Raw genomic sequence first — 26,000 nt, 5'->3', positions numbered from 1 at the left:
GGCCGATGTAAAGGGGCACGCTTCCTGCGATAATCCAATGTCCGAATTTCACCGAAGAACCTTCCGAGAGCATGGCCCGAACCCCCGCCTCAAACCCTGCAACCAGCGCGCCGGCAGAGCGGGCCGCATGGCTGCGCGCGGAACTCGAACGCGCCAACTACGCGTACTACGTGCTCGACCAGCCGGACCTGCCGGATGCGGAATACGACACGCTCTTCAAGGCGCTGGAGCAGATCGAGACGGAGCATCCGGACCTGATCGTGCCGGATTCGCCCACCCAGCGTGTGGGCGGCGAGGCGGCGAGCGGTTTCGAGCCGGTCGTGCACGACCAGCCCATGCTGTCGCTGAACAACGGCTTCGCGGATGAAGACATCGTCGCGTTCGACAAACGCGTCGGCGACGCGCTCGGCAAGAATGTGAGCGAGCCGCCGGTGCCGGTCGATTACGCGGCCGAGCTGAAGTTCGACGGCCTCGCCATCTCGCTGCGTTACGTCGACGGTGCATTCGTTCAGGCGTCCACGCGCGGCGACGGTGCCACCGGCGAGAATGTCACCGGGAATGTCCGCACGATCCGCTCCATTCCGCTCAAGCTCAAGGGCAAACGCGTGCCTCACGTGCTCGACGTGCGCGGCGAAGTGCTCATGTTCAAGCGCGACTTTGAACGGCTGAACGAGCGCCAGCGGGCCGCCGGGCAGAAAGAATTCGCTAATCCGCGTAATGCTGCCGCGGGCAGCCTGCGGCAGCTCGATTCGAAGATCACCGCGCAGCGGCCGCTGTCGTTTTTCGCTTATGGAATCGGTGTGCTCGAAGGCATCGAGATGCCGGCCACGCATGGCGAACTGCTCGACTGGTACAAGGAACTCGGCTTGCCTGTGAACGGCGAGCGGGCCGTGGTTCACGGGGCTGAGGGCTTGCTGGGGTTCTTCCATGCGGTCGGCGAGAAGCGTGACAAGCTGCCGTACGACATTGATGGCGTCGTCTACAAGGTTAACCGGCGCGACGAGCAGGACGCACTCGGATTCGTGTCGCGCGCCCCGCGTTTCGCGTTAGCGCACAAATTCCCCGCGCAGGAAGCGCTGACCAGACTCATCGCGATCGACGTGCAGGTCGGCCGCACTGGCGCCATTACGCCGGTCGCGCGGCTGGAGCCGGTGTTCGTCGGCGGCGCGACGGTGACCAACGCGACGCTGCACAACGAAGACGAAGTGCGCCGCAAAGATATTCGCATCGGCGACACGGTGATCGTTCGCCGCGCCGGCGACGTGATTCCGGAAGTGGTGAGTGCGCTGCTCGACCGCCGCCCGGACGACGCCCACGAATTCGTCATGCCCACCCAATGCCCGGTATGCGGCTCCAGCATCGAACGCCTGCCGGACGAGGCGATTGCCCGCTGCACGGGCGGTCTGTTCTGTCCGGCGCAGCGCAAGCAGGCGCTGTGGCACTTCGCGCAGCGGCGCGCGCTGGATATCGACGGGCTCGGCGAAAAAATCATCGACCAACTGGTGGAGCAGAATCTGGTGCGCACGCCGGCCGATCTGTTCAACGTCGGCTTTGCGACGCTTGCCGAACTCGACCGTTTCGCCGAAAAATCGGCGCAGAATCTGCTCGACTCGCTCGAAAAGGCCAAACACACTACGCTGGCGCGCTTTATTTACGCGCTCGGTATCCGGCATGTGGGCGAATCGACGGCGAAAGATCTCGCCAAACATTTCGGCTCGCTGAATCCGATCATGGATGCCTCGGTCGAAGAATTGCTGGAAGTGAACGATGTCGGGCCGGTGGTGGCCGAGTCGATTCATCAGTTTTTTGCGGAAGAGCACAACCGCACGGTGATCGAACAACTGCGCGCGCCGGGCAAGGTCACATGGCCGGAAGGACCGCCTGCACCGAAGGCGCCGCAAGGCATACTGGCCGGCAAGACGGTCGTGTTGACCGGCACCTTGCCGACACTGGCCCGCGAAGAAGCAAAGGAAATGCTCGAAGCGGCCGGCGCCAAAGTGGCCGGTTCAGTGTCGAAGAAAACCGATTACGTGGTGGCCGGCGCCGAAGCCGGCAGCAAGTTGGCGAAGGCGGAGGAACTCGGCATCCCCGTACTCGACGAAGATGGTATGCGTAAGCTCCTGGAGGGGCAGTTATGATCCGCGAAATTCTCAAGATGGGCGATCCGCGCCTTTTGCGTATTGCCGATCCGGTCGATCACTTCGACACGCCCGAGCTTCACGAACTCGTGAAGGACATGTTCGAGACCATGCACGACGCGAACGGCGCGGGGCTCGCCGCGCCGCAGATCGGCGTCAATCTGCAGGTGGTGATCTTCGGGTTCGGGCAGAACGAACGCTATCCGGACGCGCCGCCGGTGCCGGAGACGGTGCTGATCAACCCGGCCATCACGCCGGTATCGCTGGATATGGAAGAGGGCTGGGAAGGCTGTCTGTCGGTGCCGGGCTTGCGAGGCGCCGTGAGCCGGTTTTCGATGATCAAGTATCACGGCTTCGATCAATACGGCAAACCGATCGACCGCGTCGCCGAGGGCTTTCACGCGCGCGTGGTCCAGCACGAGTGCGATCACCTGATCGGCAAGCTGTATCCGATGCGGATCAACGATTTCGCGAAGTTCGGCTTCACGGAAGTTCTGTTCCCGGATATGGATCCGAATATCGACGAATGAAAGCGCCCGATGCGCTGGCGGCAGCCGAATAGTGCGGCCTCTGAGCCGGCGTAAAAAAACCCACGCCGAAGAAGCGTGGTTTTTGTTGGGTGGTGAGCGCCAAGCGGCGGTCAGCGGGATGACCCTAGGCTCCCGGCGTTAAAACGACTCGTCCGCTGACAGATAGCGCCATTGTCCCGGCGGCAGCGCGCCCAGCATCACCTGACCCATCCGCACGCGCTTCAGGCCGATCACTTCAAGGCCCACCAGCTCGCACATCCGGCGGATCTGGCGCTTTTTGCCTTCGCGCAGCACGAAACGCAGTTGCTCGCCGTTTTGCCAGTTGACCTGCGCCGGCTTCAGCGGCACGTCGTCGAGCGAGAGACCGTGACACAGCAACGCGAGGCTTTCCGGCGGGAAGTGGCTTTCGACGTCGGTGGTGTGCTCGCCGTAGGACACGCGCACCAGATACTCCTTGTCGATCTCCGAATGGCCGCCGATCAGCTGCTTGGCGACGCGGCCGTCCTGCGTCAGCACCAGCAAGCCCGTCGAATCGATGTCCAGACGTCCGGCCGGCGCGAGCTGGCGCAGATGCGCGACGGAGAAGCGGATCTCCGAACGATCGCCTTCCCAGCGATTTTCCGGCGTGACCAGTGTGATGGCCGGTTGATAGCCGTCTTCCGCCTGGCCCGATACGAGGCCGACGGGTTTGTGGATCAGCACCGTTACCTGGCTCGCCTGGGCGGCTTCGGCGGCGGGGTCGATCTCGATGCGCTGGTCCGGACGAACCTTGGTGCCAAGCGTGTCGATCCGTTCACCATCCACCAGCACCCAGCCTTTCTCGATCCATTCGTCGGCTTCGCGGCGTGAGCACAGGCCAAGTTCCGACATCAGCTTGGACAGGCGCAGGGTGCCCGGTGCATCTTCGTAATCGCGGCGCGGTGTGCGCGGGGCGGCATCGGCGTCGTGTTTGGCCTTCGTGCCGGGCGCCTGGCCGCGCGGCTTGTCGGCACGCGCAGGGCGATCGTTATCGCCGAAGCGGCGCGCCGCAGCCGGCAGCGCTTTGTCGAAGCTGCGGGCGGGGCGTTCAGCGCGGTCGTTACGTTCGCCGGCATGCGCCGGACGGTCGCCGAATTCGCGTTTGGCCGGAGCCCGTTCGCCACGGTCGTCGCGCGGTGCGCGCGCGGGACGGTCCGTGCGATCGCCGTAACCGCTTTTGACGGGTTTTGCGAAAGTGCGCTCGCCACGCTCGGACGAGCCGCGTTCGCCATCGAAACGGCGCGGCGGGCTGTCGCTGCGCGGTCCTCGCTCGCCGGTACGGCGCTCTTGCGGGGCGCTGCGGTTGCCATGCGGTCCGCCTTCCGAAGGACGGCCTGCATTCGGGCGCGGCCCGCTGAACGAGCGACGTTCGCCGTCCTCACGGCGCGGAGCACGTTCGCTACGGTCAGCACCCCCTTCAAATCGGCGGGGGGCGCGCGCACCATCGTCCCGACGCGGGGCACGGTCGCCGCTACCCTCAAACCGACGCGGCGCGCTTTGGCTGCGTTCATCACCAGCACGGCGCGGAGCGCGTTCGCTCCGATCGGCGCCCCCACCTTCAAATCGGCGGGGTGCGCGCTCGCGGTCATCCCGACGCGGGGTACGATCGCCGCTACCTTCAAACCTGCGGGGCGCGCTTTGGCTGCGTTCATCACCAGCACGGCGCGGCGCGCGTTCGCTACGGTCAGCGCCACCTTCAAACTTGCGGGGTGCGCGCGTACTATCGTCCCGACGCGCGGTTCGGTCGCCGCCACCTTCAAACCGACGCGGTGCGCGCTCGCCGTCGTCCCGGCGCGGAGCACGGTCGCTGCCGCCCTCAAAGCGGCGAGGCGCACCGCCGCCGGCCCCTTCACGCCGCGGCGGGCGATCCGAGGACGGCGCGCGGCGCGCGGCGCCGGCACCACCCGCATCGCGGTCGCGCGAAAACGATCCTTCAGCCCGTGGCGCTCGCGCACCGGTGCCTGCCGGCTTACCTGCCGCCGGCCGTTTGCTACCGCCTGCGCCGGCGCGAGTGCCTTCACGCCGCGCCTCGCTAGAACCGGCGGTCGACGGGGACGGCTTCGGTCCGGCCGGACGCGTCGGCTTACGCGCCGAGGTGCTTCCGGTACGGACAGGGGCGCGTTCGGACGAAGCCGGCCGCGGGTGCTTGGCTGTTAATTTGACTCGCATGAAATCTCACACTGCAATCGCGCGCAGCAGTTCGGTCTCGACCTGAATTTGCAGGCGGTTGTCCGACAGACCGTGTCCATCCAGCAGGAACACGTCTTCGACGCGTTCGCCGAGCGTATTGATCCGCGCCGACGCGACGCCGACCCGGTGCTCGGCCAGCACGCGCGCGATCGAATAAAGGAGGCCTGGCCGGTCATTCGCCGACACGGACAGGATGTAATATTGGCCGCGCTCGTCGGCCCGAAGGTCGACGCGCGGCGTAACAGGGAAGGTCCGCGACAGCCGCGACAAACGGCCTTTCGACGGTCCGGGGAGCAAGGTGCCGTCACCCGTGAGGCGTGCGGTCAGTTCCTGTTCGACCAGATTGGCAATATCGCGATAATGCACGTCTTCTTCGGTATGCGCGACGAGGAAATTATCGAGCGCGTAGCCGTGACGGGTCGTGCTGACGCGCGCATCGAGCACCGACAAGCCGTTGCGGTCGAAATACGCACAAATACCGGCGAACAGATCGGGCTGGTCCTTCACGTACACCAGCACCTGGAGCGCTTCGCCGATCGGCGATGGACGCGCCCGCACGATCGGCGTCCTGGTCTCGACGTGGCGGTACAGCACGCGGGTTTGCCACGCGATATCCGCCGCGTCGTGGCGCAGGAAGTAACCAATGTCCAGTTTGTCCCACAGCGCCTTTTGCGCGCCTTCGGGTACGGTTTCGAGGCGCAGCAGCGCAAGCGCCTCTTCCTGGCGGGATTTCAGTTCCGAATGCGCGTCGGGACGCGCGCCGCCGAGCACCGCCAACGTGGCGCGGTACAGGTCTTCGAGGAGCTTGCCTTTCCAGGTGTTCCAGACTTTCGGACTGGTGCCGCGAATGTCGGCCACCGTCAGCAGATAGAGCGCGGTCAAGCGGCGCTCGTTGCCAACCAGTTCGGCAAACCGCTTGATGACTTCCGGGTCGCTCGTGTCCTGCTTCTGCGCGACCTGGCTCATGGTCAGATGTTGCTGAACCAGCCACACCACCAGTTCGCCGTCCTCGCCCTCGATGCCGTGGTTGCGGCAGAAGCGCCGCGCGTCGGCCATGCCCAGCGTGGAATGATCGCCGCCGCGACCCTTGGCGATGTCGTGAAAGAGCGCCGCCACGTACAGCACCCACGGCCGGTCGAAATTGGCGATCAACTGGCTGCAGAACGGATATTCGTGCGCGTGCTCGGCCACCGCGAAGCGGCGCAGGTTACGCAGCACCATCAGGATATGCTGGTCGACCGTATAGACGTGATACAGATCATGCTGCATCTGGCCGACAATGCGCCGGAAGTTCAGCAGATAGCGCCCGAGCACGCTGGTCTGGTTCATCAGGCGTAGCGCGTGTGTGATGCCGGCCGGCTGCTTCAGAATGTCCATGAAGAGGCGGCGGTTTTCCGGATCGCGCCGCCAATGCTGATCCATCACGTCGCGGGCGTTGTAGATCGCGCGCAGCGTGCGCGCCGACAAGCCTTTCACGCCGGGCGTCTGTTCGTAGAGCAGGAAGGCTTCCAGGATCGCGTTCGGCTCGCGCTCGAACACATCGTCGCTGGCGATCTCCAGCATCCCTTGCTTCTCGACGAAACGGTCCGACAGCACGCGCGTGATGCCGCTCGTGCTAGGGAAGAGTTGCGCCTCGATGTTCTGGATCAGGATCGTGGCGAGCTGGGTGACGGCCTTGGCGGCCCAGTAGTAGCGGCGCATCAGCTGTTCGCTGGCGCGCTTGGTGGCCGTCGGTTCGTAGCCGAAGCTCTCGGCCACTGGCGTTTGCAGATCGAACACCAGAATGTCCTGACGGCGACCCGCGGTTACATGCAGCCGGGCGCGCAGCGCTTTCAGGAAACCTTCGTTGTGGCGCAGTTCGCGCGCTTCACGCTCGGTGATCAGGCCGCGTGCCTCGAGCTCGCGCCAGCTGCTGCCGAAACCGGCCGCCTGGGTGATCCACAGAATCAGTTGCAGATCGCGCAGGCCCCCCGGGCTTTCCTTGATGTTCGGCTCGAGCGCATACGGCGTGTCCTGAAACTTGGCGTGCCGCTGACGCATTTCCAGCACCTTGGCCTGGAAAAATGCAAGCGGGTCGAGCGCTTCGCGGTAGCGCTTGGCGAAGTCGTCGAAGAGCGGGGCGCTGCCCGTAATGCGCCGCGCTTCGAGCAGCGAGGTGCGCACGGTGACGTCGTTGGCGGCTTCTTCGAGACATTGCGACACGCTGCGCACGCTGCTGCCAAGTTCCAGCCCCAAATCCCACGCTAGGCTGATAAAGCGCTCGATACGCGCTTCGAGATGCGCGATGGGCGTAGCGGGGAGCAGCACCAGAATGTCGATATCGGAATGCGGCGCGAGTTCGCCGCGCCCGTAGCCGCCGACGGCCAGCAGCGCCAGTTCGGACGGCAGTTCGCAGGTGTTCCAGGCGGCGCGCAGCGACTCGTCCGTGGCGCGCGCGAGGGCGCCCATCAGTGCGTCGACGTTCGTAGCGGTCTTGAAGCGTTCCAGCAACTGGGCTTTGGCCACTTTGTAGTCCGCCTTGAGCGACGAGGCATGGGATTGGGCGACGGCTGGAACACTACTCATTGGCGGGCGGGCAGGTGAGGGCGGAGTCGGTCAGGCCGTGGCGGCGATGACCGGCGGACGCGCGGGCGTGCCGGCCGAGACGGTCAGCACGTCGTAGCCGGTTTCGGTGACGAGCACAGTGTGCTCCCACTGTGCCGACAAGCTGCGGTCTTTGGTCTTCACGGTCCACTGGTCCGGCATGGTGCGAATGTCGCGGCGCCCGGCATTGATCATCGGCTCGATGGTGAAGATCATGCCGGCCTGCAGTTCGAACCCGGTGCCCGGGCGGCCGTAGTGCAAAATCTGCGGGTCTTCGTGGAACACCGTGCCGATGCCGTGGCCGCAATATTCGCGTACCACGCTGTAGCCCTGGCCTTCGGCATGCTTCTGGATCGCGTAGCCGATGTCGCCGAGATGGGCGCCCGGGCGCACCTGGTCGATGCCGAGCCACATGCATTCGAAGGTGGTCTGCACGAGGCGCCTGGCCATGATCGAACCTTCGCCGACAATGAACATCCGGCTTGTGTCGCCGAAGTAGCCTTCCTTGATCACGGTGATGTCGATATTCAGCGCATCGCCGTTCTTAAGCGTCTTGTCACCCGGAATGCCGTGACAGATCACGTCATTCACAGAGATGCAGGTGGCTTTCGGATACGGCGGGTAGCCGGGGGGCTGATAATTCAGCGGCGCTGGAACGGTGCCCTGTTCCTTGAGCATATATTCGTGACACAGCCGGTCGAGTTCGCCGGTCGTGACGCCGGCCGTGACGAACGGTGTAATGTAGTCGAGCACTTCGCTAGCGAGCTTGCAGGCGACGCGCATCTGCGCGATATCGTGTTCGTTTTTGAGCGTAATAGCCATGAGTCGGGCCTGAAATGCGATTTATTGCGAGATTATCGCACCATATTCCAGCTGCCGCAGGCTTTTGCCTTGGTTTTGCGGTAGCGAACAAGCGCGCAGGTGCAACCGGCCGTGCCAAATGGGAGCTACCGCGCAGGTTGAGTCGGTCGATAGTCACGTGCTATAATCATTGGCTAAGTCGGCCTCTGTCTTATTTTGTTGCTCTTATGGGCAAAATTGGCAAGGAAAACTGCTCGTGGCGATAGTTGCCTGCGCTACGGGTTGAGACGGTACCAAGGCAGCGGTATCAGGGCAGCGGTATCAGGGCAGCGGTATCAGGGCAGCGGTACCCAAGCAGCAGTACCAAGGCAACAGACTCGCAAGCCGGCGCACCCAGGGTGTCCGTCGCGTCCAGCCAAAAACGATGGCGGCGCGGCCGATACGGCAGCCGGCTTAAGACCCAACCCTCGCGGAGATTTTCATGGCAGTTACCATGCGTCAAATGCTGGAAGCCGGTGTCCACTTCGGTCACCAAACGCGCTTCTGGAACCCGAAGATGGCTCCCTTCATTTTCGGTCATCGCAACAAGATTCACATCATCAACCTCGAAAAGACGCTGCCGATGTACAACGACGCGCTGAAGTACGCGCGTCAACTGGCAGCCAATCGCGGCACGATCCTGTTCGTCGGTACCAAGCGTCAATCGCGCGACACGATCGCTGAAGAAGCACAGCGCGCTGGCATGCCTTACGTCAACGCACGCTGGCTCGGCGGCATGCTGACCAACTTCAAGACGCTGAAGGTATCGATCAAGCGCCTGAAGGACATGGAAGCAGCGCTGGAAGCAGGCGAAACGGAACGCATGAGCAAGAAGGAAGCGCTCCTGTTCGAACGCGAAATGGCCAAGCTGCAAAAGTCGATTGGCGGCGTGAAGGACATGGGCGGTATTCCGGACGCGATCTTCGTGGTCGACGTGGGCTACCACAAGATTGCCGTCACCGAAGCTAACAAGCTCGGCGTGCCGGTCATCGCGGTGGTCGACACGAACCACTCGCCGGAAGGCATCGACTACGTGATCCCGGGTAACGACGACGCTTCGAAGGCTGTCGCTCTGTACACGGCTGGCGTGGCTGACGCGATCCTCGAAGGCCGTGCGAACGCGGTCAACGAAGTGGTGCAAGCTGCACGTGGTGGCGACGGCGACGAGTTCGTCGAGGTCAACTCGGAAGCGTAAAGCTGCCCCGTGTCCGGCAAAAAAGGGGGCTTTCTACAGGCCCCCTTTTTTTAAGCCGCGACAATGTAGTGGTGTGCTGTGAGCAGTGCCTGAAACGTTGTCCGTAAAAAATATGCGCAACGTGGAAACGAATTCTTGCCGCCGGTATCGAAGTCCGAGCGGCGTGTGACAGACGGAACTCAAGGAGCAAATGATGGCGGCAATTACCGCAAGCATGGTTGCAGAACTGCGCGCAAAGACTGATGCGCCGATGATGGAATGCAAAAAGGCGCTGACGGAAGCCGACGGCGACATGGCGCGCGCTGAAGAGCTGCTGCGCGTGAAGCTGGGCAACAAGGCCAGCAAGGCAGCGTCGCGCGTGACGGCTGAAGGCGTGGTCGCATCGTTCATCGGCGGCAACGCGGGTTCGCTGGTTGAGTTGAACTGCGAAACCGACTTCGTTTCGAAGAACGACGACTTCCTGGCGTTCTCGAAGACCATCGCTGAACTGGTCGCTACGCAAAACCCGGCTGACGTCGCCGCTCTGTCGGCACTGCCGCTGGACGGCTCGACGGTCGACGCAGTGCGTCTGGCATTGGTCGGCAAGATCGGTGAAAACCTGTCGATCCGCCGTTTCGTGCGTTTCGATACCGCGAACAAGTTGGCTGCGTACCTGCACGGCACGCGCATCGGCGTGCTGGTCGAGTACACCGGCGCGGACGAACAGGTCGGCAAGGACGTGGCAATGCACATCGCCGCCATGAAGCCGGTCTCGCTGTCGTCGGACGACGTGCCGGCCGATCTGATCGCCAAGGAACGCAGCATCGCTGAACAGAAGGCTGCTGAATCGGGCAAGCCGGCTGAAATCGTCGCCAAGATGGTCGACGGCAGCGTGCAGAAGTACCTGAAGGAAGTGTCGCTGCTGAACCAGACGTTCGTTAAGAACGACAAGCAGACGATCGAACAGATGCTGAAGGCTGGCAACGCGAGCGTGCAGAAGTTCGCGCTGTTCGTGGTCGGCGAAGGTATCGAGAAGAAGCAGGACGACTTCGCAGCCGAAGTGGCCGCTCAAGTCGCTGCTGCAAAGCAGCAATAAGCATCGCTTAAGCTTCCGTTAGTACCGTTGGACCCCGCGGCGGAGCAAGACTTTGCCGCGGTCGGCGGCGCCGCAAGGCTGCGCGCGGGTTGACCCTCGCCGCGCCGCCGCCTCTGGCGAACCCTGGGGTTCGTCAATTTGGCGACGCTTGCCCGAATCAGCATTTCACCCCTACATTAGTCCCTTGTTGTTGCCCTGTTCTGCGCGATCTGGATACCCCTATGCCCACTGCCTATAAACGCGTCCTGCTCAAACTCTCCGGTGAAGCTTTGATGGGCGACGATGCCTTCGGCATCAATCGCGCGACCATCGAACGAATGGTGGCGGACGTGGCTGAAGTGGTCCGTCTCGGAACGCAGTTGGCCGTGGTGATCGGTGGTGGCAATATTTTCCGCGGCGTCGCTGGCGGCGCAGCGGGTATGGATCGCGCTACGGCTGACTACATGGGCATGCTGGCCACCATGATGAACGCGCTGGCGCTGCAGGACGCAATGCGCCACGCCGGTATCGAAGCACGCGTGCAGTCCGCGCTGCGCATGGACCAGGTGGTTGAGCCGTACATCCGGCCCCGCGCGATTCGCCAGCTCGAAGAAGGCAAAGTCGTGATTTTCGCGGCCGGCACCGGCAACCCGTTCTTTACGACCGACACCGCCGCTGCACTGCGCGGCTCGGAAATTGGCGCGGAAGTCGTGCTGAAAGCCACCAAGGTGGACGGCGTCTATTCGGCCGACCCCAAGAAAGACCCGAGCGCGACCCGTTACACCACGATCAGCTTCGACGAAGCCATCGGCCGCAATCTGCAGGTGATGGACGCCACGGCGTTCGCGCTGTGCCGCGACCAGAAGCTGCCGATCCGGGTGTTTTCGATCGTCAAGCCGGGCGCGCTCAAGCGCATCGTACAAGGCGAGGACGAGGGCACGCTCGTCCACGTGTAAACTCTCGTTCACATAACGTGGGCTTTAACGCGAGCCCAGGCTGCCGTTTTTTGCGCGCGCGGGCCGGCTCGCACCGTTTTGAAGGTTCGGAGGTTTAAAAATGTCTGTGGCTGATATCAGGAAGGGCGCTGAACAAAAGATGCAGCGTTCCATCGACGCGTTCAAGAACGATCTGTCGAAGATCCGTACGGGCCGTGCGCACACGGGCCTGCTCGATCACATCCAGTGCGACTACTACGGTTCGCCGGTGCCGATTTCGCAAGTCGCGAACCTGACGTTGATCGACGCACGCACGATCGGCGTGCAGCCGTGGGAAAAGAAGATGGTCCAGGTCGTCGAAAAGGCGATCCGTGAGTCGGACCTCGGTCTGAACCCGGCTACGCAAGGCGACGTGATCCGGGTGCCGATGCCCGCGCTGACCGAAGAACGCCGCCGCGAACTGACCAAAGTGGTCAAGAGCGAAGCGGAAACGGCCAAGGTCGCTGTCCGCAACCTGCGCCGCGATGCAAACGAGCAACTGAAAAAACTCGTGAAAGACAAAGAGATTTCGGAAGATGACGAGCGTCGTGCGGGTGACGACGTTCAGAAACTGACGGACAAGTTTGTCACGGAAATCGACAAACTCGTAGTGACCAAGGAAGCCGAGATCATGACGGTCTGAGGCCGTTGGCTCAGCATCTTCAAGATCTCCACTTCTTTTTTTGCAGTCACTGCCCCGACGGCCATGACCTATACCAGCTCAACCGTGCGCGTGCCGGATGTCGCCGCGGTGCCGCGACATATCGCGATCATCATGGACGGCAACGGCCGTTGGGCGACCCAGCGGCGCCTGCCGCGTGTGGCCGGGCATACGCGCGGCGTCGACGCGGTGCGCGCGGCCGTCGAGGCGTGCGCCCGACAGGGCGTCGAATACCTGACGCTCTTTGCCTTCAGCTCGGAAAACTGGCGCCGTCCCAACGACGAAGTCTCGTTCCTGATGCGCCTGTTCGTGACCGCGCTCGAGCGCGAGATCGGCAAGCTGCACGCGAACGGCATCTGTCTGCGGGTGGTCGGCGATCTGTCGAAATTCGATACACGCATCCGCGACCTGATCAAGCGCGCGGAAACCAAAACCGCGCGCAATACCCGTCTCACGCTGACTATCGCCGCCAATTACGGCGGTCGCTGGGACATCATGCAGGCGACCCGCAAGCTCGCCGAGCAATCCGCGCTGGCAGGCAAGGCGGTCGAGGTGAGCGAGGAATCGTTCGCCGAGCACCTGTCGATGGCCTACGCGCCGGAGCCGGACCTCTTTATCCGCACGGGCGGCGAGCGCCGTGTCAGCAACTTCCTGCTGTGGCAACTCGCCTACACCGAGTTTTACTTCACCGACACCTTCTGGCCGGATTTCGATGCGGACGCGCTCGGCCACGCTATCGCTTCCTACGGAGAGCGTGAGCGCCGCTTTGGCCGCACCAGTGCTCAACTCGAGCCGCAATCGCAAAACGTCGATTCGCTTCCATGCTAAAAACCCGTGTCATCACGGCGATCATCCTGCTGGCGGTGTTCCTGCCGGTCACGTTGTTCGCGCCCGTGGGCGCGTTCGGCGCGCTGATTGCCTTCGTCGTCGTGTTCGCTGCGTGGGAATGGGCGCGCCTGCTGAAGCTCGGTGGCGCGGGCCCGGTCGTGTACGCGCTGGTCGCGGCGATAGCGCTGGTCGCGAGCACGCGCCTCGGCACCGGAACCGAAGAGCCCCGGCCGCTCTTTCAAGCGGCCGCTATTTTCTGGGTGGTCGCGGGTCCGTACGTGCTCCTGCGCAAGCCGACGCTCGCGCTCGGCGCGTGGCGCGCTTTTCTATTCCTTGCCGGCATTGTGGTATTCGTCGCGTGCTGGCATGCTCTCGTCGCCGCGCGCATGAAGGGCGTACCGTTCGTACTCTCGTTGCTGCTCCTGGTATGGCTGGCCGATATCGGCGCATACTTCTCCGGAAAAGCTTTCGGAAAACACAAGCTGGCGCCTGCCATCAGCCCAGGTAAGACTTGGGAGGGCGCGGTCGGCGGCTGGCTGGTGGTGGTGATCGTCGCGGCTGCTGCAGTCTTTTTACATTCTTTCGAGCCGACCCTGTATTCTGCGCTGCTGGCGCAACTGGGTGCCGTACGTACGCTGCTCGCACTGACCCTGCTGGTGGCATTCAGCGTGGTGGGCGACCTGTTCGAATCGATGCTGAAACGCCAGGCCGGAGTGAAAGATTCAAGCGGCCTGTTGCCGGGGCACGGTGGCGTGCTCGACCGCATCGATGCATTGTTGCCGGTGCTGCCGCTTGCCATGCTGCTGCTCGGCTAGAGAAAGAGATATGCAAAAACGTCTGACATTGCTCGGTTCCACGGGCTCGATTGGAGACAGCACGCTCGACGTCGTCGCGCGTCATCCCGAACGCTTTTCGGTTTATGCGCTCACGGCACATCGCAACGGCGACAAGCTCGTGGAGCAATGCCTGCGCTTTCAGCCCGACGTTGCGGTGGTCGGCGATGCCGATACGGCTGCGGGCGTTGCGGCGAAGCTGCGGGAGGCCGGTTGCAAGACCGAAGTCACGTATGGGCCGCAAGCGCTCGTCGACGTGTCGCAGAGCGATGGCTGCGATACGGTGGTGGCGGCGATTGTCGGCGCTGCAGGCCTCGCGCCTGGCCTCGCTGCCGCTCGTGCCGGCAAGCGTATTCTGCTCGCCAACAAGGAAGCGCTGGTGATGTCCGGCGCGATCTTCATGGACGCGGTGCGCGACAACGGCGCGGTGCTGCTGCCGGTCGACAGCGAACACAATGCCATTTTCCAATGCCTGCCGCGCGAAGCCGCGTTGCACGGCGGCGTCTCGAAGATCATTCTGACGGCTTCGGGCGGCCCGTTCCGCACCCGCGAACCGGCCACGCTCGTCGACGTCACGCCAGAGGAGGCCTGCAAACATCCGAACTGGGTCATGGGCCGCAAGATTTCGGTCGACTCGGCCACGATGATGAACAAAGGCCTCGAAGTGATCGAGGCGCACTGGCTGTTCAATTTGCCGGGCGAGCGCATCGACGTGCTGATTCACCCGCAAAGCGTGATTCACTCGCTGGTCTCGTACGCCGACGGCTCGGTCCTCGCGCAACTCGGCAATCCCGACATGCGCACGCCGATCGCCCACGCGCTGGCGTTCCCTGATCGTGTCGATTCGGGCGTCGCGCAACTCGATCTCGCGGAGATTGCGTCGCTGTCGTTCGAAAAACCGGATTACACACGCTTCCCGTGCCTTGCGCTTGCCATGAAGGCGCTGGCCGAAGGCGGGCTCGCGAGCGCGGCATTGAATGCCGCGAACGAAATCGCCGTTGAAGCGTTCCTGGCGCGCCAGATCGGTTTCATGACGATTGCTCAGGTGGTCGACGCGGTGCTCAACGCGTTGCCGAACCGCAGCGCGCACGCGCTAGAAGATGTGATCGAAGCGGATGCGGCCGCGCGCCGGGCCGCTGCCGAATTCATCGCACGTTTGCCGGATGGCGCGCGTCGCACGGAACGCGCCGTCCAGTGAGGCGCTTATGAATCTGCTGATTGAGTTGCTTGCCTTCGCGGTCGCGATTGGCGTACTCGTGGTTGTCCACGAGTACGGGCATTACAGCGTGGCGCGCTTGTGCGGCGTCAAGGTGCTGCGTTTTTCGATCGGCTTCGGCAAGCCGTTGTTCCAATGGGTGAGCCCGAAGACGGGCACCGAATGGACGATTGCCGCGCTGCCGCTCGGCGGCTACGTGAAGATGCTCGACGAGCGCGAAACCGGTGGCGCACCCATTCCCGTTGAGGCGTTGCCGCATGCGTTCAACCGGCAGTCGGTGTGGCGCCGTTTCGCGATTGTCGCGGCCGGGCCGGTTGCGAATTTCCTGCTCGCTATCGTGCTGTTCGCCTTGGTGTTCGCCACCGGCGTGACCGAACCCGCGGCTGTGGTCGCTTCGCCTGCACCGAATACGCCTGCGGCGTTGGCCGGTTTCGACGGCGGTGAAACCATCGTTGCGGTGCGTGCCGAGAATGCCGGAGAAGCCGCGCCGGTGCGCTCCTGGTCCGACCTGCGCTGGAAACTGTTGGGTGCGGCGTTCGATCACAAACGCGTCGTGCTGAGTGCGAAAGATGCCCACGGCACGTCGGATTTCCAGCTGGATCTGCGAGGCATCACCGAGAAAGACGTCGACGACGACTTTATGTCGCATCTCGGTTTCGAGCCGGGCGGTGGCAAGCTGACGGTGGCGGGCGTGCAGCCGGATAGCGCGGCGCAAAAGGCCGGCCTCGTGGCGGGCGACCGGCTGCGCACGGTCGACGGCATTCCCACCGACAATGCCACGGCCTTCATCGCTTATGTAAAATCGCACGCCGGCAAGCCTATGACGCTGCAAGTGGAGCGTGGCGGGCAAGCAGAAGGCAAGCGGGAAGACGTTCGCATCGTCCCGCAGTCGCAGCGTGATGAGGCGACGGGGCAGCAGATCGGTCGTATCGGGGCGGAATTGGCCACCCAGGTGCCGTCGATCGACGTGCATTACGGACCAGTCGAAAGCCTGCAGCTGGGCGCGCGCCGTACTTGGGATCTGGCTGTTTATTCGGTGCGTATGTTCGGGCGGATGATTGTCGGCGAGGCTTCGCTGAAGAATCTTTCCGGTCCTGTCACGATCGCCGACTACGCAGGAAAGAGCGCACGTCTAGGTCCTTCTGCGTTCCTGTCGTTCCTGGCCCTTGTCAGTATTAGCCTCGGTGTACTGAACCTGTTACCGATTCCGGTATTGGACGGGGGTCATCTGTTATATTATTTGGTTGAAGCTGTAACCGGCAAAGTTGTCTCTGATCGCTGGCAACTCGTTTTTCAGAGAGCGGGTCTCGCCTGTATCGTCGCGTTGTCGGCGATCGCGCTGTTCAACGATCTGGCTCGTTTAATCCATTTTTAAAGTGTCAGGCGGCGTTCACGATGACGACCGTCTGACCTGATGCAGCTATACACACTGGGGAAGCACGTTGTTTAAACCTCATCGCTTTGTTCCAAAGACCGTTATAGCCGCGGCATTCGCCGCGCATGGGCTGGTTGCTCACGCAACGACACCCTTCGTGGTGCAAGACATCCGGATCGAGGGATTGCAGCGCGTCGAACCCGGTACCGTGTTTGCCTACCTGCCCATCAAGCAAGGCGATACGTTCAGCGACGACAAGGCATCAGAAGCCATTCGCGCGCTGTACGCCACGGGCTTCTTTAACGACGTCAAGATCGCGACCGAAGGCAATGTCGTCATCGTGCAGGTGCTGGAGCGTCCGGCCATCGGCACGATCGACTTTTCCGGCATTCATGAGTTCGAGAAGGACAACCTGACCAAGGCGCTGCGCGCGGTCGGTTTGTCGCAAGGCCGTTACTACGACAAGGCACTCGTCGACAAGGCCGAGCAGGAGCTGAAGCGCCAGTACCTGACGCGCGGTTACTATGCCGCCGAAGTCACTACTACTATCACGCCGATCGACCGCAACCGCGTGTCGGTGCTGTTCTCGGTGGCCGAAGGTCCGAGCGCGAAGATCCGCCAGATCAACTTCATCGGCAACAAGGCGTTCAGCACGGGTACGCTGCGCGACGAAATGCAGCTGTCCACGCCGAACTGGTTCTCGTGGTACACGAAGAACGACCTGTACGCGAAAGACAAGCTCACCGGCGACCTAGAAAACGTCCGCTCGTATTACCTGAATCGCGGCTATCTCGAGTTCAACATCGAGTCGACCCAGGTGTCGATCACGCCGGACAAGAAGGACATGTATCTGACGGTCACGCTGCACGAAGGCGAGCCGTATACGATTAGCAGCATCAAGCTGGCCGGTAACCTGCTCGACCGCGAGCCGGAGCTGGCCAAGCTCATCAAGATCAAACCGGGTGACCGCTTCTCGGCTGAAAAGCTGCAAGCCACCACCAAGGCGATCGTCGACAAGCTGGGCGAATATGGCTATGCGTTCGCGACCGTCAACGCGCAGCCGCAGATCGATCAGGAGCACCACAAGGTCGACCTGACGCTGCAAGTGGACCCGAGCCGCCGCGTGTACGTGCGCCGCATCAACGTGGTCGGCAACACGCGTACCCGCGACGAAGTGGTGCGCCGCGAAATGCGCCAGCTCGAAAGTTCGTGGTTTGATTCAAACCGCCTCGCGCTGTCGAAAGACCGGATCAACCGTCTTGGCTACTTCACTGATGTCGACGTGACCACCGTGCCCGTGGAAGGCACGCCGGACCAGGTCGATGTGGACGTCAAGGTGGCCGAAAAGCCGACCGGTGCGATCACGCTGGGTGCGGGCTTCTCGTCGACCGACAAGGTGGTGCTGTCCGCGGGCGTGTCGCAGGACAACGTGTTCGGCTCAGGTACGAGTCTCGCGGTGAACATTAACACCGCCAAGACATACCGTACCTTGACGGTCACGCAGGTCGACCCGTACTTCACGGTCGACGGCATCAAGCGGATTACCGACGTCTACTACCGCACGTATCAGCCGCTGTACTACTCGACGGATTCGAGCTTCAAGATCGTCACGATCGGCGGCGACCTGAAGTTCGGTATTCCGTTCTCCGAAGTCGACACGGTGTACTTCGGTGCCGGCCTCGAGCAGAACCAGCTGGACATCGACGCGAACACGCCGCAAAGCTATATCGATTATGTGAAGCAGTTCGGCCGTGTGTCGAACAACGTGCCGATCACGGTGGGTTGGTCGCGTGACGCGCGTGACAGTGCACTGGTGCCGAGCCGCGGCTACTTCACGCAGGCGAACGCCGAATACGGCACGCCGATCGGTGGCACGCAGTACTACAAGGCCGACATCAATGCGCAGTACTATTATTCGTTTGCGCGTGGTTTCGTGCTGGGCTTCAACTTCCAGGGTGGTTACGGTAACGGCCTAAGCGGCAAGCCGTACCCGATTTTCAAGAACTACTATGCCGGCGGTATCGGGTCGGTGCGGGGCTACGAGCCGAGCTCGCTGGGTCCGCGCGACGCCAAGACGGGCGACCCGATCGGCGGCTCGAAGCTGCTGGTGGGTAACATCGAATTGACATTCCCGTTGCCGGGTACGGGCTACGACCGCACGCTGCGCGTCTTCACGTTCCTTGACGCTGGTAACGTGTGGGGTACGGAAGGCAATAGTGTCGGCGCGAACGGCCTGCGTTACGGTTATGGTGTCGGTCTCGCGTGGATCTCGCCGATCGGTCCGCTCAAGCTCAGCCTGGGCTTCCCGCTCACGAAGCATACGGGCGACCAGTATCAGAAGTTCCAGTTCCAGATCGGGACGGCATTCTGATCCGGCGACCCGGCGATCCGGCGGCCGGCCCCGGCTACCGACGGCGGGCCCGGCCAAACTACAGTATCGAGAGGATGACTTTGCTAACCGGTATGTTTTCGAAACGTGTGGCGTGCGCGCTAGCGCTGGCAATGACGCTGGGCGTCGGGGTCGCGCATGCGCAGGAAGCCAGGATCGCTGCGGTGAATTCGGACCGCATCCTGCGTGAATCGGCTGCTGCGAAGGCTGCACAGGTCAAGCTCGAGGCCGAGTTCGCCAAGCGCGACAAGGATCTGGCCGACATGGCGGCGAAGCTGAAATCGATGTCCGATTCGCTCGACAAGAACGGCGCATCGATGTCGGCTGCCGACCGCGCGCAGAAACAGCGCGATCTGTCGCAGATGGATACCGACTTTCAGCGCAAGCAACGCGAGTTTCGCGAAGACCTGAACCAGCGCCGCAATGAAGAGCTGGCGGCGGTGCTCGACCGGGCCAACAAGGTGATCAAGCAGATCGCCGAGCAACAGCACTACGATCTGATCGTTCAGGAAGCGGTGTATGTGAGCCCGCGCATCGACATTACCGATCAGGTGCTCAAGGCGTTGGCGGCATCGGGTAACTGAGCGAGCCCGCCGGGCCGCCGGCCGCGAGGTCGTCGACTGGCTCGCAGCACAAGGTCGTGGAATTGAAGCGCTGAAGCGCTAACTCTGGTCGACAGCGTTGCATGGGACCAGAGTAAGCGCTAAAGCGCTAACTCTGGTCGACAGCGTTGCATGGGACCAAAGTAAGCGCTGAAGCGCTAACTCTGGTCGACAGCGTTGCATGGGACCAGAGTAAGCGCTAAAGCGCTAACTCTGGTCGACACACAAGACAGGATAGGCATGGCATTTTCGCTCGAGGACATCGTCCAACGGTTCGGCGGTGAAATAGTCGGAGAGGGTGCGCATCGCGTCAGCAGTCTGGCGCCGCTCGACCAGGCAGGCCCGGACCAGCTGGCGTTCCTCGCCAACCCGAAGTACCTGTCGCAGGTCGAGACGACCCGTGCGGGCGCGGTGTTGATCAACGCCGACGATCTCGCGAAACTCGGCTCCCGCGAGGATCGGAACTTCATCGTCACGCCGAATCCGTACGCTTACTTCGCGCGCGTCGCGCAAACCTTTATCGACATGGCAGCGCCCAAGGCGTTGCCCGGCGTGCACCCGAGCGCGACGATCGATCCGTCGGCCCAGATTGCCGCGAGCGCTGTGATTGGTCCGCACGTCACGGTGGAAGCGAGCGCGGTGATCGGCGAAAACGTGCGGCTGGATGCCAATGTCGTGATCGGCCGTGGCACGCGGATCGGTGCGGGCTCGCATCTGTATCCGAATGTCGCGGTGTACTACGGCTGCAAGCTCGGCGAGCGCGTGATCGTGCACGCAGGCGCGGTGATTGGTTCGGACGGCTTCGGCTTCGCGCCGGATTTCGTGGGCGACGGCGATGCGCGTACCGGCAGCTGGGTGAAGATTCCACAGGTTGGCGGTGTGTCGATCGCGGCAGACGTCGAAATCGGCGCGAATACGACGATCGACCGTGGCGCAATGGCCGACACGATCATCGAAGAGTGCGTGAAGATCGACAATCTCGTGCAGATCGGCCACAACTGCAAGGTCGGCGCCTATACGGTGATTGCCGGTTGCGCGGGCATTGCGGGCAGCACCACGATTGGCCGTCATTGCATGATTGGTGGCGCGGTAGGGATTGCCGGGCACGTTACGCTGGCGGACTACGTGATCGTCACGGCGAAGTCGGGCGTGTCCAAGTCGCTGTTGAAGCCCGGCATGTACACCAGCGCGTTCCCGGCAGTGAACCATGCGGACTGGAACAGGAGTGCGGCCTTGCTGCGCAACATCGACAAACTCCGCGACCGCATCAAGTCGCTTGAAAACGCTGCCGGGGCTGATAAATCAGGCTATGCAGCAAACGATTCAGCAGGCGACAAAGCCTGAGATATCACGGCGGGCCCGCCGGCACCGCGTAAAATAGCGGGCAACGAGCATCAGGAAGCACAGTCGGTTGCCGTGACCGGGTGGCACGGCCGCCGGATCATGGCAAGCGCCGGCAGCGCGCGTTATCAACCCACCTGCACCAGCATCCGCAGTCATCGTCGCGCAGTCAATGCGTGAGCAGAAACGCCATGAGCACCGAAAAAATCAATCTCGACATTCACAAGATTCTCACGCTGCTGCCGCACCGTTATCCGATCCTCCTGGTGGACCGGGTGCTCGAACTCGAGCCGCACAAGAGCATCAAAGCGTTGAAGAACGTGTCGATCAATGAGCCGTATTTTCAGGGTCACTTTCCGACTCGTCCGGTGATGCCCGGCGTGCTGATTCTCGAAGCACTCGCGCAAACGGCGGCCCTGCTGACGTTCTCGGAAGAGCCGAGCGACCCGTCGAACACGCTGTATCTGTTCGTGGGCATCGACAATGCGCGCTTCAAGCGCGTGGTGGAACCGGGTGATCAGCTGATCCTGAACTGCACGTTCGAGCGTCATATGCGCGGCATCTGGAAGTTCAAGGCGCGCGCCGAAGTGGATGGTGTCGTGGCGGCGGAAGCCGATCTGATGTGCGCGGTGCGGCACACGGACAAAGACGCTTAAGTCGGTGCGGGGGCTGTCAGCGGCTTTCCTTAAGCGCTGCAAGCTCCGCCCAGCCCATCCAGACAACGCAACAGAATCAGAAGCGAGGACGCATGAGCAGGATTCATCCCACTGCGATCGTCGAACCGGGCGCGCAACTCGACGAATCCGTCGAAATCGGACCTTATGCTGTGATCGGCGCACATGTGACGATCGGCGCACGGACCACGGTCGGTTCGCATAGCGTGATCGAAGGTCACACCACGATCGGCGAGGACAACCGGATCGGCCACTACGCATCGGTCGGCGGCCGTCCGCAGGACATGAAGTACAAAGACGAGCCGACCCGGCTTGTCATCGGCAATCGCAACACGATCCGTGAATTCACCACGATCCACACCGGCACGGTGCAGGACGCGGGCGTCACCACGCTGGGCGACGACAACTGGATCATGGCGTACGTGCACCTCGGGCACGACTGCCACGTCGGCAACAACGTCATTCTGGCGAGCAATGCGCAGATGGCAGGCCACGTGACGATCGGCGACCACGCTATCGTCGGCGGCATGTCGGGCGTGCATCAGTTCGTGCGCATCGGTGCGCATTCGATGCTGGGCGGTGCTTCGGCGCTGGTGCAGGACATCCCGCCGTTCGTGATCGCCGCCGGCAACAAGGCCGAGCCGCACGGTATCAACGTGGAAGGCTTGCGTCGCCGCGGCTTCTCGCCGGACGCGATCTCGGCGCTACGTTCGGCGTACCGTTTGCTGTACAAGAACGGCCTGTCGCTGGAAGAAGCGAAGGCGCAGCTGCGCGAACTCGCGTCCGCGGGCGGCGATGGCGATGCGCCGGTACAAACGCTGCTCGCGTTCGTCGAAGCGTCGCAACGCGGCATCATCCGCTAGCCGATGGCACTGCAACCGAGTCCGCTGCGCGTCGCAATGGTGGCCGGCGAGCCGTCCGGCGACCTGCTGGCGGCGTCGCTACTCGACGGCCTCGCGAGGCGTCTGCCCGCCGCCACCCAGTACTACGGGATCGGCGGCCCACGCATGATCGCCGCAGGTTTCGACGCGCACTGGCCAATGGAAAAGCTGACGGTGCGCGGCTATGTCGAAGCATTGCGGCACATCCCCGAGATTCTCGGTATCCGCAACGAACTGAAGCGCCAACTGCTGGCTGAGCCACCGTCGGTGTTTATCGGCGTGGATGCGCCCGATTTCAACTTCGGCCTGGAGCATCCGTTGCGCGAAGCGGGCATTCCAACGGTTCACTTCGTCTGCCCGTCCATCTGGGCGTGGCGGGGCGGGCGCATCAAGAAGATCGCCAAAGCGGTCGACCACATGCTGTGCGTGTTCCCGTTTGAAACGGCGCTGCTGGAAAAGGCGGGTATCGCGGCGTCCTACGTGGGCCACCCGCTGGCCGACGAGATTCCGATCGAACCTGACACGCTCGGCGCGCGCCGCACGCTGGGTCTTGCGGAAAGTGGTCCGATCATCGCGGTGTTGCCGGGCAGCCGGCGCTCGGAGATCGATCTGATCGGTCCGACGTTTTTCGCCGCGATGGAGATGATGCAGCACCAGGAGCCCGGCTTGCGTTTCGTGATGCCGGCGGCCACGCCCGCGCTGCGCGACATGCTGCGGCCGCTGGTCGACGCGCACCCTGGGCTCGCGCTGACCATCACCGACGGCCAATCGCAACTCGCGATGACGGCAGCCGACGCGATTCTCGTGAAGAGCGGCACAGTGACGCTGGAAGCCGCGCTGCTGAAAAAGCCGATGGTGATTTCGTACAAGGTGCCGTGGCTGACCGGCCAGATCATGCGTCGTCAAGGCTATCTGCCGTACGTGGGCTTGCCGAACATCCTGGCGGGACGTTTCGTCGTGCCGGAAATTCTGCAGCACTTCGCCACACCGCAGGCGCTCGCCGAAGCCACGCTGAAACAGTTGCGCGACGAGGCCAACCGGCGCACGCTGACGGAAATCTTCACGGAGATGCATCACGTGCTGAAGCAGAACACCGCACAGCGTGCGGCGGAAGTCGTGGCGAGCGTCGTCGAAAAGCGGACGGCACGGCCGTGACCACCGTACGCGTATCTCGCCGCAAGGCCGCGACCGTTGCAGGCGCGGCGGCGCAACAGGTCGGCCTCGACTTCGAGACGCCGGATGACATCGTGTGCGGCGTCGACGAAGCAGGGCGCGGACCGTTGGCTGGCCCGGTGGTCGCTGCCGCCGTGATTTTCGATCCGTCGAAGCCGATGATTCGCGGTCTCGACGATTCCAAAGTACTCACGGCCAAAAAGCGCGACGAACTGTACGACAAGATCGTCGACCGGGCGCTCGCTTATTGCATCGCGTCGGCCACCGTCGAAGAAATCGATACGCTGAACATCCTGCACGCCACCATGCTGGCGATGAAGCGCGCGGTGGAGGGCCTGTCGGTCGTGCCGACGCTCGTGAAAATCGACGGCAATCGCTGTCCGACGCTGAGTATTCGCAGCGAGGCGGTGATCGGCGGCGACGCGCTGGTCAAAAGTATTTCGGCGGCGTCGATTCTCGCCAAGGTCACGCGTGACCGCATGCTGCTCGAATTGCACCAAACTTATCCGGTCTACGGTTTCAATGCGCATGCCGGCTACGGCACGCCGCAGCATCTCGCGGCGCTGCGCGAACATGGACCGTGCGAGCATCATCGGCGCTCGTTTGCGCCGGTGCGTGAAGCGCATCAGCGCTTCGGCACGGGTTTGAACCTGCCGGCGGCCGAGGTGATTGTCGTGCCCGGCACGCTCACCGGCACCATGCTCGACGACGACGCCTTCGGTGAACGCAGCGGCGCGTGAGCGTCATGTGTTGCCCAGCGTCTCGCCAACTTTTTCCTCATTCTCACTGTCTTCGCTGCCTGTGAAAGCCATCACCTCGCGGGACAATCCGCTCTACAAGCGCCTGAAGGCATTGGCCGGCTCGACGCATCAGCAGCGGCGCAGCGGTCACGCGCTGCTCGAAGGCTTCCATCTCGCGAGCGCGTATCTCGACGTCGCCGGGCAGCCGGAAATGTGCATCGTTACCGAGGGCGCGCTGCGTCACGACGAAGCGCAGGCCATCGTGTCGCGGATCGACGAGCAGCGCATCGTCACGCTGCCGGATGCGTTGTTCGGCCAGTTGTCGAACGTCGTGCACGGTGTCGGGATTGTGCTGCTGGTCGAAAAGCTCGCTACGCCGCTGCCGGAGAAAGTCGCGCAAACCTGCCTCGTGCTGGATGGCGTGCAGGACGCCGGCAACGTCGGTTCGATTCTGCGCAGTGCGGCGGCCGCAGGTATTCAGCAGGTGTTTTGCGCACCGGGCACTGCGTATGCGTGGTCGTCGAAGGTATTGCGCTCTGGCATGGGCGCGCATTTCCTGCTGCAAATCCATGAGGATGTCGAAGCGCAGATGCTGGTCGAGCGCCTCGCGGTGCCCGTCGTCATCACGGATTCGCACGGTGCCGAGGCAATCTACGATTGTGATTTGAGCGGACCGCTCGCGTGGGTGTTCGGCAACGAAGGGGCAGGCGTCTCGCAGGCCTGGCGCGATGCGGTTTCGCTGCGGGTGACGATTCCTCAGCCGGGCGGCATGGAATCCTTGAACGTGGCGGCTGCGGCGGCTGTCTGCGTGTTCGAACAGTGCCGCCAGCAGCGTCGCGCATGAGGTAAGTCATGAGAATGGCCTGCGGTCATCCCAGCGCCACGCGCGGATTCAAAACAGGTCGCGCTCAGTAAGCCGGCCGGTCCAGCTTGATCTCCTGCAGGATCGTCGTCGCGATCTCTTCGATCGATTTATGCGTCGACGACAGCCACTTGACCCCTTCGCGCCGCATCATCGCTTCGGCTTCATTGATCTCGTAACGGCAGTTTTCCGGCGCGGCATATTTACTGCCCGGCCGGCGCTCGTTACGGATCTCCGACAGGCGCTGCGGGTCGATCGACAAGCCAAACATCTTTTGCCGATGCGCCAATAGCGGCGTAGGCAGCTTGCCGCGCTCGAAATCTTCCGGAATCAGCGGATAGTTGGCCGCTTTCACACCGTACTGCATCGCCAGATACAGGCTCGTCGGCGTCTTGCCGCTGCGCGACACGCCCACCAGAATCACATCGGCGTCGGCCAGATTTCGATTCGATTGACCGTCGTCGTGCGCGAGCGAGAAGTTGATCGCCTCGATCCGGTTTTTGTATTCCTCGGTATCCGCGTTCTGGTGACCACGGCCCATCGCGTGGCTCGACTTGAGCTCCAACTCCTGTTCGAGCGGTTCGACGAAGGTCTGAAACATGTCCAGCACGAGCGCGTTCGAACCTTTGACGATCTGATTCGAGGCGCTGTCCACCAGTGTCGTGAACACGATCGGACGGCGGCCGTCCTGCTGGATCGCTTCGTTGATCTTTTCGAGCGTCGCATAGGCTTTTTCCGTCGAGTCGACGAAGGGCACGCGAACCAGGCGGAATTTCTGGTCGAACTGGGAGAGGATCGAATGCGCGAAGGTTTCGGCAGTGATCCCCGTACCGTCGGAGACGATGAATACGGTGGGCGGCATCAGTGGGGCTGGGGAACGTGAGCGGGAAAAAGCGCTCGAAT

At 62.8% G+C, this 26,000-nt stretch carries 22 protein-coding genes; 18 read left to right on the top strand and 4 right to left on the bottom strand.

Annotation, left to right across the window (positions count from 1 at the left end):
* Window positions 1-71: 71 nt before the first annotated feature.
* Together ligA and def are read left to right on the top strand one after the other, a co-directional pair.
* Window positions 72-2,138 (top strand): NAD-dependent DNA ligase LigA, encoded by a 2,067-nt coding sequence (ligA, locus tag ACAX43_RS08630; RefSeq protein ID WP_370707980.1) that lies wholly within the window; start codon window positions 72-74, stop codon window positions 2,136-2,138.
* Window positions 2,135-2,668: a peptide deformylase gene (def, locus tag ACAX43_RS08625; RefSeq protein WP_370707979.1), complete on the top strand. Its 534-nt coding sequence runs from the start codon at window positions 2,135-2,137 to the stop codon at window positions 2,666-2,668. Before ligA ends, def begins: the two co-directional genes overlap by 4 nt.
* A gap of 138 nt (window positions 2,669-2,806) precedes the next feature.
* Here the strand turns inward: def and ACAX43_RS08620 are convergent, their stop codons facing one another.
* From ACAX43_RS08620 to map, 3 genes are read right to left on the bottom strand one after another with little or no spacing between them, the layout of a single operon-like run.
* Window positions 2,807-4,855, bottom strand: coding sequence for a pseudouridine synthase (locus ACAX43_RS08620; RefSeq protein WP_370707978.1), 2,049 nt, complete (start codon window positions 4,853-4,855; stop codon window positions 2,807-2,809).
* A gap of 6 nt (window positions 4,856-4,861) precedes the next feature.
* The gene (locus ACAX43_RS08615) at window positions 4,862-7,441 is read right to left on the bottom strand and encodes a [protein-PII] uridylyltransferase (protein ID WP_370707977.1); all 2,580 of its coding nucleotides are present in this window, start codon (window positions 7,439-7,441) and stop codon (window positions 4,862-4,864) included.
* Window positions 7,442-7,471: 30 nt separating this feature from the next.
* Entirely contained in the window at window positions 7,472-8,281 is an 810-nt protein-coding gene (gene map / locus ACAX43_RS08610; protein ID WP_370707976.1) for a type I methionyl aminopeptidase, read from the bottom strand.
* Window positions 8,282-8,741: 460 nt separating this feature from the next.
* Here map and rpsB point away from each other — a divergent pair, with 460 nt between their 5' ends.
* The 16 genes from rpsB (at window position 8,742) to ACAX43_RS08530 (ending at window position 25,079) form a co-directional block, all read left to right on the top strand.
* Window positions 8,742-9,494: a 30S ribosomal protein S2 gene (gene rpsB, locus ACAX43_RS08605; protein ID WP_073427980.1), complete on the top strand. Its 753-nt coding sequence runs from the start codon at window positions 8,742-8,744 to the stop codon at window positions 9,492-9,494.
* Between the two features lie 193 nt (window positions 9,495-9,687).
* The gene (gene tsf / locus ACAX43_RS08600; RefSeq protein WP_370708312.1) at window positions 9,688-10,569 is read left to right on the top strand and encodes a translation elongation factor Ts; all 882 of its coding nucleotides are present in this window, start codon (window positions 9,688-9,690) and stop codon (window positions 10,567-10,569) included.
* Between the two features lie 221 nt (window positions 10,570-10,790).
* The gene (pyrH, locus tag ACAX43_RS08595; RefSeq protein ID WP_011488865.1) at window positions 10,791-11,504 is read left to right on the top strand and encodes a UMP kinase; all 714 of its coding nucleotides are present in this window, start codon (window positions 10,791-10,793) and stop codon (window positions 11,502-11,504) included.
* A 100-nt stretch (window positions 11,505-11,604) separates the two neighbouring features.
* Window positions 11,605-12,165 (top strand): ribosome recycling factor, encoded by a 561-nt coding sequence (gene frr / locus ACAX43_RS08590; RefSeq protein WP_054035184.1) that lies wholly within the window; start codon window positions 11,605-11,607, stop codon window positions 12,163-12,165.
* A gap of 63 nt (window positions 12,166-12,228) precedes the next feature.
* Window positions 12,229-13,011, top strand: coding sequence for a polyprenyl diphosphate synthase (gene uppS, locus ACAX43_RS08585; protein WP_370707975.1), 783 nt, complete (start codon window positions 12,229-12,231; stop codon window positions 13,009-13,011).
* Window positions 13,005-13,826, top strand: a complete 822-nt coding sequence (locus tag ACAX43_RS08580) for a phosphatidate cytidylyltransferase (protein WP_370707974.1) — start codon at window positions 13,005-13,007, stop codon at window positions 13,824-13,826. Before uppS ends, ACAX43_RS08580 begins: the two co-directional genes overlap by 7 nt.
* A 10-nt stretch (window positions 13,827-13,836) precedes the next feature.
* Window positions 13,837-15,042: a 1-deoxy-D-xylulose-5-phosphate reductoisomerase gene (locus ACAX43_RS08575; protein WP_370707973.1), complete on the top strand. Its 1,206-nt coding sequence runs from the start codon at window positions 13,837-13,839 to the stop codon at window positions 15,040-15,042.
* A 7-nt stretch (window positions 15,043-15,049) separates the two neighbouring features.
* On the top strand, window positions 15,050-16,435 hold the full coding sequence (gene rseP / locus ACAX43_RS08570; protein WP_370707972.1) for an RIP metalloprotease RseP: 1,386 nt from the start codon (window positions 15,050-15,052) through the stop codon (window positions 16,433-16,435).
* A gap of 67 nt (window positions 16,436-16,502) precedes the next feature.
* Window positions 16,503-18,806 (top strand): outer membrane protein assembly factor BamA, encoded by a 2,304-nt coding sequence (gene bamA / locus ACAX43_RS08565; protein WP_370707971.1) that lies wholly within the window; start codon window positions 16,503-16,505, stop codon window positions 18,804-18,806.
* Window positions 18,807-18,886: 80 nt separating this feature from the next.
* On the top strand, window positions 18,887-19,408 hold the full coding sequence (locus ACAX43_RS08560) for an OmpH family outer membrane protein (RefSeq protein WP_370708311.1): 522 nt from the start codon (window positions 18,887-18,889) through the stop codon (window positions 19,406-19,408).
* 258 nt (window positions 19,409-19,666) lie between these two features.
* Window positions 19,667-20,770 (top strand): UDP-3-O-(3-hydroxymyristoyl)glucosamine N-acyltransferase, encoded by a 1,104-nt coding sequence (lpxD, locus tag ACAX43_RS08555; RefSeq protein ID WP_370707970.1) that lies wholly within the window; start codon window positions 19,667-19,669, stop codon window positions 20,768-20,770.
* 188 nt (window positions 20,771-20,958) lie between these two features.
* Window positions 20,959-21,423: a 3-hydroxyacyl-ACP dehydratase FabZ gene (fabZ, locus tag ACAX43_RS08550; RefSeq protein WP_006048683.1), complete on the top strand. Its 465-nt coding sequence runs from the start codon at window positions 20,959-20,961 to the stop codon at window positions 21,421-21,423.
* A 92-nt stretch (window positions 21,424-21,515) separates the two neighbouring features.
* On the top strand, window positions 21,516-22,304 hold the full coding sequence (gene lpxA / locus ACAX43_RS08545; RefSeq protein WP_370707969.1) for an acyl-ACP--UDP-N-acetylglucosamine O-acyltransferase: 789 nt from the start codon (window positions 21,516-21,518) through the stop codon (window positions 22,302-22,304).
* 3 nt (window positions 22,305-22,307) lie between these two features.
* On the top strand, window positions 22,308-23,477 hold the full coding sequence (gene lpxB / locus ACAX43_RS08540) for a lipid-A-disaccharide synthase (RefSeq protein ID WP_370707968.1): 1,170 nt from the start codon (window positions 22,308-22,310) through the stop codon (window positions 23,475-23,477).
* Window positions 23,474-24,235 (top strand): ribonuclease HII, encoded by a 762-nt coding sequence (gene rnhB / locus ACAX43_RS08535; RefSeq protein WP_370707967.1) that lies wholly within the window; start codon window positions 23,474-23,476, stop codon window positions 24,233-24,235. The genes lpxB and rnhB overlap by 4 nt, the downstream gene beginning before the upstream one ends.
* Window positions 24,236-24,296: 61 nt before the next feature.
* Window positions 24,297-25,079: a TrmH family RNA methyltransferase gene (locus ACAX43_RS08530; protein WP_370707966.1), complete on the top strand. Its 783-nt coding sequence runs from the start codon at window positions 24,297-24,299 to the stop codon at window positions 25,077-25,079.
* 64 nt (window positions 25,080-25,143) lie between these two features.
* Here ACAX43_RS08530 and ACAX43_RS08525 read toward each other — a convergent pair whose 3' ends face one another.
* Window positions 25,144-25,959: a pyruvate, water dikinase regulatory protein gene (locus tag ACAX43_RS08525; RefSeq protein ID WP_054035190.1), complete on the bottom strand. Its 816-nt coding sequence runs from the start codon at window positions 25,957-25,959 to the stop codon at window positions 25,144-25,146.
* Window positions 25,960-26,000 lie beyond the last annotated feature (41 nt).

Source organism: Paraburkholderia sp. IW21, from assembly GCF_041321145.1.
Lineage (GTDB): Bacteria > Pseudomonadota > Gammaproteobacteria > Burkholderiales > Burkholderiaceae > Paraburkholderia.
The sequence above is the reverse complement of the archived record's forward strand: the minus strand, read 5'-3'. Positions and strand labels throughout refer to the sequence as shown.

What these genes read in the sequence shown, in the direction of transcription:
- uppS (WP_370707975.1), top strand. Translation starts at nt 12,229, where the DNA reads ATGACCTATACCAGCTCAACCGTGCGCGTGCCGGATGTCGCCGCGGTG.
- lpxD (WP_370707970.1), top strand. Translation starts at nt 19,667, where the DNA reads ATGGCATTTTCGCTCGAGGACATCGTCCAACGGTTCGGCGGTGAAATA.
- ACAX43_RS08615 (WP_370707977.1), bottom strand. Translation starts at nt 7,441, where the DNA reads ATGAGTAGTGTTCCAGCCGTCGCCCAATCCCATGCCTCGTCGCTCAAG.
- ACAX43_RS08580 (WP_370707974.1), top strand. Translation starts at nt 13,005, where the DNA reads ATGCTAAAAACCCGTGTCATCACGGCGATCATCCTGCTGGCGGTGTTC.
- fabZ (WP_006048683.1), top strand. Translation starts at nt 20,959, where the DNA reads ATGAGCACCGAAAAAATCAATCTCGACATTCACAAGATTCTCACGCTG.
- frr (WP_054035184.1), top strand. Translation starts at nt 11,605, where the DNA reads ATGTCTGTGGCTGATATCAGGAAGGGCGCTGAACAAAAGATGCAGCGT.
- pyrH (WP_011488865.1), top strand. Translation starts at nt 10,791, where the DNA reads ATGCCCACTGCCTATAAACGCGTCCTGCTCAAACTCTCCGGTGAAGCT.
- ACAX43_RS08525 (WP_054035190.1), bottom strand. Translation starts at nt 25,959, where the DNA reads ATGCCGCCCACCGTATTCATCGTCTCCGACGGTACGGGGATCACTGCC.
- rpsB (WP_073427980.1), top strand. Translation starts at nt 8,742, where the DNA reads ATGGCAGTTACCATGCGTCAAATGCTGGAAGCCGGTGTCCACTTCGGT.
- lpxA (WP_370707969.1), top strand. Translation starts at nt 21,516, where the DNA reads ATGAGCAGGATTCATCCCACTGCGATCGTCGAACCGGGCGCGCAACTC.
- rseP (WP_370707972.1), top strand. Translation starts at nt 15,050, where the DNA reads ATGAATCTGCTGATTGAGTTGCTTGCCTTCGCGGTCGCGATTGGCGTA.
- lpxB (WP_370707968.1), top strand. Translation starts at nt 22,308, where the DNA reads ATGGCACTGCAACCGAGTCCGCTGCGCGTCGCAATGGTGGCCGGCGAG.
- ACAX43_RS08620 (WP_370707978.1), bottom strand. Translation starts at nt 4,855, where the DNA reads ATGCGAGTCAAATTAACAGCCAAGCACCCGCGGCCGGCTTCGTCCGAA.
- ACAX43_RS08575 (WP_370707973.1), top strand. Translation starts at nt 13,837, where the DNA reads ATGCAAAAACGTCTGACATTGCTCGGTTCCACGGGCTCGATTGGAGAC.
- tsf (WP_370708312.1), top strand. Translation starts at nt 9,688, where the DNA reads ATGGCGGCAATTACCGCAAGCATGGTTGCAGAACTGCGCGCAAAGACT.
- ligA (WP_370707980.1), top strand. Translation starts at nt 72, where the DNA reads ATGGCCCGAACCCCCGCCTCAAACCCTGCAACCAGCGCGCCGGCAGAG.
- map (WP_370707976.1), bottom strand. Translation starts at nt 8,281, where the DNA reads ATGGCTATTACGCTCAAAAACGAACACGATATCGCGCAGATGCGCGTC.
- def (WP_370707979.1), top strand. Translation starts at nt 2,135, where the DNA reads ATGATCCGCGAAATTCTCAAGATGGGCGATCCGCGCCTTTTGCGTATT.